Origin of the sequence: Actinomyces sp. oral taxon 849 str. F0330 (assembly GCF_000239715.1) — a bacterium.
Classification (GTDB): Bacteria; Actinomycetota; Actinomycetes; order Actinomycetales; family Actinomycetaceae; genus Actinomyces; species Actinomyces johnsonii.
On the sequence record NZ_JH470353.1, the window covers coordinates 146,570 to 155,743 of the forward strand.

At 69.8% G+C, this 9,174-nt stretch carries 8 protein-coding genes and 1 pseudogene; 4 read left to right on the forward strand and 5 right to left on the reverse strand.

Annotated elements, in window-relative coordinates; all coding sequences use genetic code 11:
• Positions 1-57 precede the first annotated feature (57 nt).
• On the forward strand, positions 58-759 hold the full coding sequence (gene serB / locus HMPREF0975_RS09260; protein ID WP_009233891.1) for a phosphoserine phosphatase SerB: 702 nt from the start codon (positions 58-60) through the stop codon (positions 757-759).
• A gap of 69 nt (positions 760-828) precedes the next feature.
• Here serB and HMPREF0975_RS09265 read toward each other — a convergent pair whose 3' ends face one another.
• The 3 genes from HMPREF0975_RS09265 to HMPREF0975_RS09275 all read right to left on the reverse strand — a co-directional run bounded on the left by HMPREF0975_RS09265 (position 829) and on the right by HMPREF0975_RS09275 (position 3,004).
• Complete coding sequence (locus HMPREF0975_RS09265) at positions 829-1,329, reverse strand: SixA phosphatase family protein (RefSeq protein ID WP_009233892.1); 501 nt, start codon at positions 1,327-1,329, stop codon at positions 829-831.
• 89 nt (positions 1,330-1,418) lie between these two features.
• The gene (locus tag HMPREF0975_RS09270) at positions 1,419-2,246 is read right to left on the reverse strand and encodes an SDR family oxidoreductase (RefSeq protein ID WP_009233893.1); all 828 of its coding nucleotides are present in this window, start codon (positions 2,244-2,246) and stop codon (positions 1,419-1,421) included.
• A gap of 29 nt (positions 2,247-2,275) precedes the next feature.
• Positions 2,276-3,004, reverse strand: a complete 729-nt coding sequence (locus HMPREF0975_RS09275; RefSeq protein WP_009233894.1) for an SDR family oxidoreductase — start codon at positions 3,002-3,004, stop codon at positions 2,276-2,278.
• A gap of 175 nt (positions 3,005-3,179) precedes the next feature.
• On the opposite strand from HMPREF0975_RS09275, the gene dusB reads away from it, so the two are divergent.
• Positions 3,180-4,484 (forward strand): tRNA dihydrouridine synthase DusB, encoded by a 1,305-nt coding sequence (gene dusB, locus HMPREF0975_RS09280; protein WP_049939692.1) that lies wholly within the window; start codon positions 3,180-3,182, stop codon positions 4,482-4,484.
• 52 nt (positions 4,485-4,536) lie between these two features.
• On the opposite strand, the gene HMPREF0975_RS09285 is transcribed toward dusB, so the two are convergent.
• Positions 4,537-5,862, reverse strand: coding sequence for a YibE/F family protein (locus tag HMPREF0975_RS09285; RefSeq protein ID WP_049939693.1), 1,326 nt, complete (start codon positions 5,860-5,862; stop codon positions 4,537-4,539).
• A 192-nt stretch (positions 5,863-6,054) separates the two neighbouring features.
• A complete protein-coding gene (locus tag HMPREF0975_RS09290) occupies positions 6,055-7,446 on the reverse strand; it encodes a glycine--tRNA ligase (RefSeq protein WP_009233897.1) in 1,392 nt (463 codons plus the stop codon).
• 218 nt (positions 7,447-7,664) lie between these two features.
• On the opposite strand from HMPREF0975_RS09290, the gene HMPREF0975_RS09295 reads away from it, so the two are divergent.
• Both HMPREF0975_RS09295 and HMPREF0975_RS17325 read left to right on the forward strand, forming a co-directional pair.
• The gene (locus HMPREF0975_RS09295; protein ID WP_156808238.1) at positions 7,665-8,726 is read left to right on the forward strand and encodes a metal ABC transporter substrate-binding protein; all 1,062 of its coding nucleotides are present in this window, start codon (positions 7,665-7,667) and stop codon (positions 8,724-8,726) included.
• Between the two features lie 69 nt (positions 8,727-8,795).
• Positions 8,796-9,174, forward strand: a pseudogene (locus HMPREF0975_RS17325) (ATP-binding cassette domain-containing protein); the annotation flags it as partial.

Here is a 9,174-nt window from a genome sequence, read left to right on the forward strand (position 1 = left end):
GTCTCCCGGTTCATCCCGGGGAGACGGCGCAGTCGCGTGCGCGGCTAGCATGACGCCATGAGCAGTACTTCCCCCGCCCCTGCCGGTCCGGTCAGCGGCGCGCTGACCGACGGACCGCTGATCACCGAGGGCCCCGGCCTGCTGGTCATGGACGTGGACTCCACCCTCATCGAGCAGGAGGTCATCGAGCTCATCGCCGAACGGGCCGGGACGCGTGAGCAGGTCGCCGAGGTCACGGCCCGGGCGATGCGCGGGGAGCTGGACTTCGCCGCCTCGTTGCGCGAGCGGGTGGCGACGCTGGCCGGGGTCTCCGACGGCGTCTTCGCCGACGTCCTCGCCGAGGTGCGCCCCACCGAGGGTGCGGCCGAACTCATCGAGGCGCTGCACGCGCGCGGCTGCCGGGTGGGAGTTGTCTCCGGCGGCTTCGAGGAGGTCGTGGCGCCCCTGGCCGAGCGGCTGGGGATCGACCATGTGGCGGCCAACCGCCTGGAGGTGGCCGGCGGCGTGCTCACCGGCCGGGTGCTGGGGAGGATCGTGGACCGTCAGGAGAAGGTCCGCTGCTTGCGCACCTGGGCCGAGCAGGACGGGGTACCCATGGAGCGCACCATCGCCGTCGGGGACGGGGCCAATGACCTGGGGATGCTGGCGGCCGCTGGGCTGGGAGTGGCGTTCTGCGCCAAGCCGGTCGTCGTCGAGCAGGCCGACGCCGCCGTGCACGTGCGCGACCTGCGGGCCGTCCTGCAACTGATCCGGAGCTGATCGGAGCCTGATCCGAACCCGGCCGAGGGACGGCGCTACCGGCCGATGGCCCACCGCGGGCCGCCTGGCTCAGCCGCGCCGGCGAGCGGTGAAGATCTCGCGGATACGGGCGCTACTGGGCCCCAGGTCGGTCCAGCTGCCGGGAACATCGATGATGACGGCAGTGGCCGTGGGTACGCCGAAAGAGATTTGGGAGGCCATGTCGTCGTCGGTGTCGTGGAGGATGTGGGCCAGCACGGAGATCGTGGGCTCGTGGCCGACGACGACCACCGTGCCCGCGTCTCCGCCGTCCTCGGACAGGACCCTCAGGATGCCATTGGGGCCCAGGTTGTAGATTTCCTCGCGCACCAGGGTGTCGGTGGGCTCGAGGCGGTCGCGCAGGGGGCGGGCGGTCTCGCGGGCGCGGGCGGCAGGGGAGACCAGGAGCAGGTCGGTGGCCTCCAGGCGCTTGCGCAGTTCCTTGGCCAGCAGGTCGGCCAGGGCGGCGCCCTTGGGCGTCAGAGGACGTTCCAGGTCGGTGACGGCGTCGTGGGAGGCCTTGGAGTGTCGGACGAGCACGAGCCGGCGCATAGGATCCGTTGTCACGGTCCTACCCTACGGCACGGCGGCGGTCCAGACATGGCTGTCGCGCATGGCTGTCGCGGCGCGCTCGAGTACGGTCAGCCGACGACGCACGCCCCGCCGTCGACGTGGATGGTCTGCCCGGTGGTGGCGGGCATCCAGGGGGACAGTAGGGCGACGGCGCTGCGGGCCATGGCGGTGGCATCGCCGGCGTCCCATCCCAGAGGGGCGGCGGCGTCCCAGCGCTGGGAGAGCTCCCCGAAGTCCGGGATGGCGCCCGCGGCGGTGGTCCTCAAGGGGCCCGACGAGATGGCATTGACCCGCACGCCACGTTCTCCGAGCTCGACGGCGAGGGCGCGCACTGCGGCCTCCAGCGCTGCCTTGAGGGGGCCCATCCAGCCGTAGCCGGGCCAGGCGCGGGCGCTGTCGAAGGTCAGGGTCACGATGCTGCCGCCGCGATCCAGCAGTGGGGAGGCGGCGTGGACGAAGGCGGGCAGGGAGGCCGCTGAGACGGTGAAGGCGCGCTCCAGGTTGCGCATTCTGCCCGCCTGCTCTGGTTGATCAGCGCTCTGCGGATCGGTGCCGGGGGGCTCGGATGGGAGGACGGTTCCCAGCAGGTCGGGGTCCGCGCGAGCGATGGAGTGGACCAGACCGTCCAGGCGGGTGAAGCCCAGTTCCCGTAAGGCGGGGGCCAGAGCGGCCAGTGAGTCGGCGTCGGCCACATCCAGGGGCGTCACCGGGTCGGGCAGACCGAGACCGCGAGCCACCGAGGCGGTGGCCGCCAGGGTGCGGGGGTGCCCCGTCAGCAGGACACGTGCGCCCTGCTGCGCGGCCACCTCTGCGACTCGGGTGGCGATCGAGCTGGGCCGTAGGACGCCGGTGACGAGCACCGTACGGTCACTGAGCAGTCCCATGGGAGGGTTCATGCTCTCATCGTCCCACGCCTGCCGACTGTCTATCGCCCTATGCCCATGCCGCCGTCGACGCCGAGGATTGCGCCGGTGACGTAGGAGGACGCCGAGGAGGCCAGGAACAGGACGGGGCCCGCGACGTCGGCGACCTCGGCGAAGCGCCCCAGGGGGATCTGCTCGAGGTAGGCGGTGCGGATGTGGTCGGGCAGGGAGGAGGTCATGGTGGTACGCACGAATCCGGGCGCCACCGCGTTGACGGTGATGCCGCGCGGCGCGAGCTCACGGGCCAGGGATCGGGTGAGGCCCTCCACCCCGCCCTTGGCAGCGCCGTAGGCGGACAGGCCCACGCCTCCACGGGCGGCAATCACCGAGGAGACCAGGATGATGCGTCCCCGGCGGGCCCGCATCATGGCGGGGGTGACGGCACGCACCGTGTTGAAGGTGCCGGTCAGGTCGGCTGAGATGACCTCGTCCCACATCTGGGAGGAGGTGCGGGCGGCCAGGGACTCCCGGTTGATGCCGGCCGAGGCCACGAGGACCTCGATGGTGCCGTGCGCCTCGGTGGCGGCGCTGAGCGCTTGGGCCAGCGCCTCGGGGTCGGTGACATCGGCGGCCAGCCCCAGGACTCCCTCGGGGGCCTCACCGGAACGGGAGATACCTGCCACCCGGTCGCCCTGTGCGAGGAATGCCTTCGCGACTGCCTCCCCAATCCCCCGGGAGGCACCGGTCACGACGACGGAACGTGGTATTGACGGCTCGGTCTCTTCGTTCATCAGCACAAACACACAAGGTAACGCGCGCGAGCATTCATCATCAGTAGTTCGTCACGCAGCACCCTCGATTAACCTGTGTTATCTCTCCCACAGGTGGTCCATACCTGTGCCTGTGCGGGACCGAACGGCACGGCGGGTCAACATCTTGACACCCGTCGTGTGTCAGCATGTCAGGGTGACCACGACCGAGACCATCTCCTCCTCCCACGGCGCCGACGCATCCGGTCGCGCACCCGCACCGCTGCGCATCGGCCCATTGGAGGTGTCCACCCCGGTCGAGCTCGCCCCCATGGCGGGCGTCACCAACGCCTCATTCCGCCGACTGTGCCGCGAGATGGCTGAGGCGGCCCTGCCCGAGGCGCTTTCACCCGCCTCCCCAGGCCCGGTGGCGGCGCCGGGCGCTGGCCTGCTGGCCCCGGCGGGCCTGTACGTCACCGAGATGGTCACCACCCGGGCCCTGGTGGAGCGCAACGAGCGCACCCTGGCGATGGTGCGCACCGACCCGGCCGAGCGGGTGCGCTCCATCCAGCTCTACGGGGTCGATCCGGCCACGGTGGGCGCCGCTGTGCGGATCCTGGTGGAGGAGGATCTGGCCGACCACATCGATTTGAACTTCGGCTGTCCGGTGCCCAAGGTGACGCGCAAGGGCGGCGGGGCGGCGCTGCCCTGGAAGCGCGACCTGCTGGCGGCGATCCTCACCGAGGCCGTGCGTGCCAGCGAGGCGGCCGTCCGCGCCACCGGCCGGGCACGGGAGGTCCCGGTGACCATGAAGATGCGTCTGGGCATCGACGAGGAGCACGAGACCTTCCTCGATGCCGCTCGGGCCGCCGAGAACGCCGGGATCGCGGCCGTGGCCCTGCACGCCCGCAGCGCGCGCCAGCACTACTCGGGCCAGGCCCGGTGGGAGGAGATCGCCCGACTCAAAGAGGCCACCGACCTACCGGTGCTCGGCAACGGGGACATCTGGCTTGGCGACGACGCGGTGCGCATGATGGAGGCCACCGGCTGCGACGGCGTCGTCGTGGGGCGCGGCTGCCAGGGGCGGCCCTGGTTGTTCGCCGACATCGTGGCGGCCCTGCACGGCTCGGACGCGCGTACCCGCCCGGACCTGGATGCCGTCATCGAGGTGATCCGCCGCCACGGGCGCATGCTGGCCGCCGAGATGGGCGAGGACCGGGGAGTGCGCGACCTGCGCAAGCACGTGGGCTGGTACCTCAAGGGCTACCCGGTCGGCGGCGCCGCGCGCGCCGATCTCATGGGGATCAGGACGCTGGCCGAGCTCGACGCCGGCCTGGAGCGGATGCGCTCGCGCCTGCCGGAGATCGTCGACTACCCCGGCGACATCGTCGAGGGTCCCCGGGGCCGGGCCGGCAGTCCCAAGACCCCGCGCCTGCCCGACGGGTGGCTGGACTCCCCCGTCCTGGATGAGGCCCACCGCGAGATGCTCAGCCAGGCCGAGTCCGACGTCTCCGGCGGCTGAGCGAATCTGACTGCCGTCCTCCGGTCAGCCTCGTCAGTCAGTCGTCCGTCAGTTAATCGTCCAAGACCGGGGTGACGCGGCATAGGGCCGCCGCGATTGCCGTTGTCGCCGGGATCGCCAGGACCAGGCCGATGGAGGAGATGAGGGTGCGCACGATCTCCTCGGCGATCTCACCCGAGAGCATGGTGTCCAGCACCGCGCGGTCCATGAGGGCCGCGGCCAGGATGAGCGGCAGCGCCGTGCCGGCGTAGGCGAAGGCCAGGGTGTACACGGTCGAGGCGATGTGGTCCCGACCGATCCTCATCCCGCCGGTGAACAGGCGCGTGCGCGACAGCAGCGGGTTGGCGGCGTGCAGCTCCCACACCGAGGAGGCCTGGGTAATGGTGACGTCGTTGAGGACGCCGAGGCCGGCGATGACCATGCCGCAGGTCAGCAGCGTCTGCAGGTCAATGTGCGTGCGGGAGGCCAACAGGCGGGCGGTCTCGTCGACATCGCCGGTCAGGTGGGCGGCGTCGGTCCCCCACAGGGCGAGCAGGACGGTGAGCACGATACCGGCCACCGTTCCCAGCAGGGCCGTCGTGGTGCGGATGGACACGCCGTGGGCCACGTAGACGGCCGCCAGCATCATCGCCATCGAGCCGACCAGCGTCACCGCCAGCGGGTGGGAGCCGGACAGGAGGGCCGGGATCATGAAGAAGGCGAGCACGCCGGTAGCCACCAGCAGGCCCAGGACGCTCAAGACGCCCTTGCGCCCGGCCACCGCCACGACGAGCACGAGGTAGACGATCGTCAGGGCGCCGACCGGGAGCCGGCGATGGTAGTCAATGAAGGAGTAAGGGGAGCCGGACAGGATCGCCTGGGGTGAGTAGAGGACGACGAGGCGATCGCCAACGTGGGCGAGCTTGCGGGGCTCACCCACCAGCTGGACCGGCATGATCAAGTCCTTGCCCTCACCCTCCGTGATGCGGGCGCACACGTGTCCCTTGGCGAAGGCGTCCTGTGTGACACCGTTGACCTCCGTCAGGGCGCTGACGGCGCTCTGGCAGCTCGACAGGTCCAAGGAGGTGATAGTGGCCCGGCCCACCGAGCCGCCCTCGGCGGTGAAGGAGCGCGAGCCGATCAGCGAGCTCTTGCCCGGCCACAGCATGAACAGCCCGACGACGGTGGCCAGTACCAGGGCGCCGACGATCACGCCGAGCACGATTCTCACCCGGCGGACCTCGCCCGCCTCCAGGTCCAGGGGCCCGGAGTGGGAGTGACTGTGCCCGCTATGGCCGTGGCCACGGCTATGGTCGTGACCGGTTTCCTCGCCCGGCTGCCAGGGAGGGTCCTCTGAAGGGATGGTCTCATGGCTCGGGGAGGTCGAGTTGGTGCTCACCGTCCCATCATGCCCGCCCCGTGCCCCTGAGGTGAGCCAGGGGCACGGGGCGGCGTGGGGAATGCCCCGCACCCCGTCCAGGGGTCTGGCCGCTGAGTGCCGGAGCTGAGAAGGTATCGCTGCCTCATGGTGCATGAGGACGCTCCGCCGTCGGAGCCGGATCCGACGGCGGAGCGCAGAGTAGGACGGGCCTCAGCAGCCCACGAGCCGCTCGGCCAGGTAGCGCTCCACGCCCTCGAGCGGGATGCGCTCCTGGGTCATGGTGTCGCGCTCGCGCACGGTGACCGCGCCGTCCTCGGGCGAGTCGAAGTCGTAGGTGAGGCACAGGGGCGTGCCCACCTCGTCCTGGCGGCGGTAGCGGCGGCCCACCGCGCCGGCGTCGTCGTAGTCCACGTTCCAGGAGCGGCGCAGGCGGGAGGCCAACTCCTTGGCCGGGCCGGTGAGCTCCTCCTTGCGGCTCAGCGGCAGGACGGCCGCCTTGACCGGGGCGATGCGCGGGTCGAGCCTGAGCACGATGCGCTTGTCCACCCCGCCCTTGGTGTTGGGGGCCTCATCCTCGGTGTAGGCCTCCACCAGGAAGGCCATGAGCGAGCGGGTCAGGCCGGCCGAGGGCTCGATGACGTAGGGGGTCCAGCGCTCGTTCCTGGTCTGGTCGAAGTAGGACAGGTCCTTGCCGGAGTGTTCGGCGTGGGTGGACAGGTCGAAGTCAGTGCGGTTGGCGATGCCCTCGAGCTCACCCCACTCCGAACCGGCGAAGCCGAAGCGGTACTCCAGATCCACAGTGCGCTTGGAGTAGTGGGAGAGCTTCTCGGCGGGATGCTCGTACTCGCGCAGGTTAGCGGGGTCGATACCCAGGCCCACGTACCAGGCCTTGCGGTAGTCGATCCAGTACTGGTGCCACTCCTCGTCCGTACCCGGCTCGCAGAAGAACTCCAGCTCCATCTGCTCGAACTCGCGAGTGCGGAAGATGAAGTTGCCGGGCGTGATCTCGTTGCGGAAAGACTTGCCGACCTGGCCGATGCCGAAGGGCGGCTTCTTGCGGGCCGCGCTCATGACGGCTGCGAAGTTGATGAAGATTCCCTGAGCGGTTTCGGGGCGCAGGTAGTGCAGGCCGGACTCGTCATCGACCGGCCCCAGGTAGGTCTTGAGCAGGCCAGAGAACTCGCGCGGCTCGGTCCAGGAGCCCGGCTGGCCGGTGACGGGGTCGGGCACCATGTCGAGGGTGACGGCCTCAGGTTCGAGGCCCTTGCGGGCGGCGTAGTCCTCAATGAGCTGATCGGCACGGTAACGCTTGTGGGTGTGCAGGGACTCCACGAGCGGGTCGGTGAAGGCGCCGACGTGGCCGGAGGCGACCCAGGTCTCACGCGGCAGGATGACCGAGGAGTCCAACCCGACGACGTCGTCGCGGGAGCGAACCATGGACTGCCACCACTGGCGCTTGATGTTCTCCTTGAGCTCGACGCCCAGCGGCCCGTAGTCCCAGGCCGAGCGAGTTCCGCCGTAGATCTCGCCGCAGGGGAAGACGAATCCGCGACGCTTGGCGAGGTTGATGACGGCGTCAAGGCGTGAAGGGGTGGATGCCAACGGAGTGCTCCTTCAGGAGTAGTCGTGGTCCCGCCTGGTTGGTGGGGACGAGTGGGGACAGTCTAGGCCGAGGGCCGTCATGAGTCGGTGAGGGGCCCGTCGCACCGCGACCTCGCGGCGCAGATGCGCCGATTCCCCTGGCAAATCGGCTCTCAGCAGCGCACACGCATACTCGCCGTGGTTTGACGCACGAGATCAAGAGTATGAGAATGATTCGCATGAGTGTTTCACAGACTCGTTCTCATCACCTCCGTCGCATCGCGGCGTTCGGAGCGGCCCTGATCCTCGCTGCCGGCATGAGCGCGTGCAGCGCCCTGAAGAGCGAGAGTTCGTCGGCATCCTCCGCCCATACGATCGCACCGGGCAAGACCCTGACGGTCTCGACGTCCTTCTACCCGATCGCTTACCTGGCCGAGGCCATCGGCGGCCCACTCGTCAAGGTCTCCACCGTGACCCCTCCCAACGTCGAGCCGCACGACTTCGAGCTCTCCGGCAAGGAGACCGCCGAGCTGGGCAAGGCCGACCTCATCGCCTACGTCCCCGGCTTCCAGCCCTCCTTGGACAAGGCCGTCAAGGAGGTCGGCTCCGGGCCCACGGTGCTGGACCTGAGCAAACCCGCCAACCTCGTCCACCACGAGGGGGTCGAGGAGGAGCACGAGCACGGTGATGAGGCCGCAGACGGTGCTACTGCCGAGTCCAGCGGGACCAGCCATGACGAGCACGGGCATGACGAGCACGGCCACACCGAGGGCGAGGAGCACGGCAGCGACCTCGACCCGCACTTCTGGCTCGACCCGCAGCGCATGATCGCGGTGGCCGAGACCATGGAGGCCTCCTTCGCCAAGATCGACCCGGCCAACGCCAACGACTACAAGGCCGGACTGGACAAGCTCAAGACGGCGCTGACCAACCTGGACACGCAGTACACCCAGGACCTGTCCAGCTGCCAGCGCACCACTTTCGTCACCTCCCACGCCGCCTTCGGCTACATGGCCGACCGCTACAAGCTGACCCAGGCCTCCATCTCCGGCATCGACCCTGAGACCGAGCCCAGCCCCGCCGAGCTGGCCAACATCAAGACGGTGGTCGAGAGCACGGGGACAACGACGATCTTCACCGAGGAGCTCGTCTCCCCCACCACGGCCCAGACGATCGCCGCGGAGACCGGGGCGCAGACCGATGTCCTCAGCCCCCTGGAGTCCAAGCCCGAGCAGGGTGACTACACCGACGCCATGACCACCAACCTGGGGCGGCTCAAGGCCGCCCTGGCCTGCCAGTAGAGTCGGGGCCGGCCGAGCCCGGCGACCCGAGCAGATGACATCCAACCAGATCGGCATGATCACTTAGGTATGACCTCCTCATCCCCTTCAGCAGCATCGTCTCCGACGACGCCGTCCGGCTCGCCCCGGGCGGCGTCGTCCGCGCTCACCATCGTGGTGCGGGACCTCAGTGTCGTCCTGGGCGCCTCCCTCATCCCTGGACCGACGTGAGCCTTGCGGTGGGCGGCGGCGAGTCCGTGGCACTGCTGGGTGCCAACGGCTCGGGCAAATCCACACTCGTCAAAGCCATTCTGGGGCTGGTGCCCACGGCCAGCGGCCATATCGAGGTGCTGGGCACCCCCATCAGCCGGCGCCGCAGGGTCTCCTGGGAGCGCATCGGCTACGTCCCCCAGCGGATCGGTGCGGGCTCGGGCGTCCCGGCCACCGCTCTGGAGGTGGTGCGCTCCGG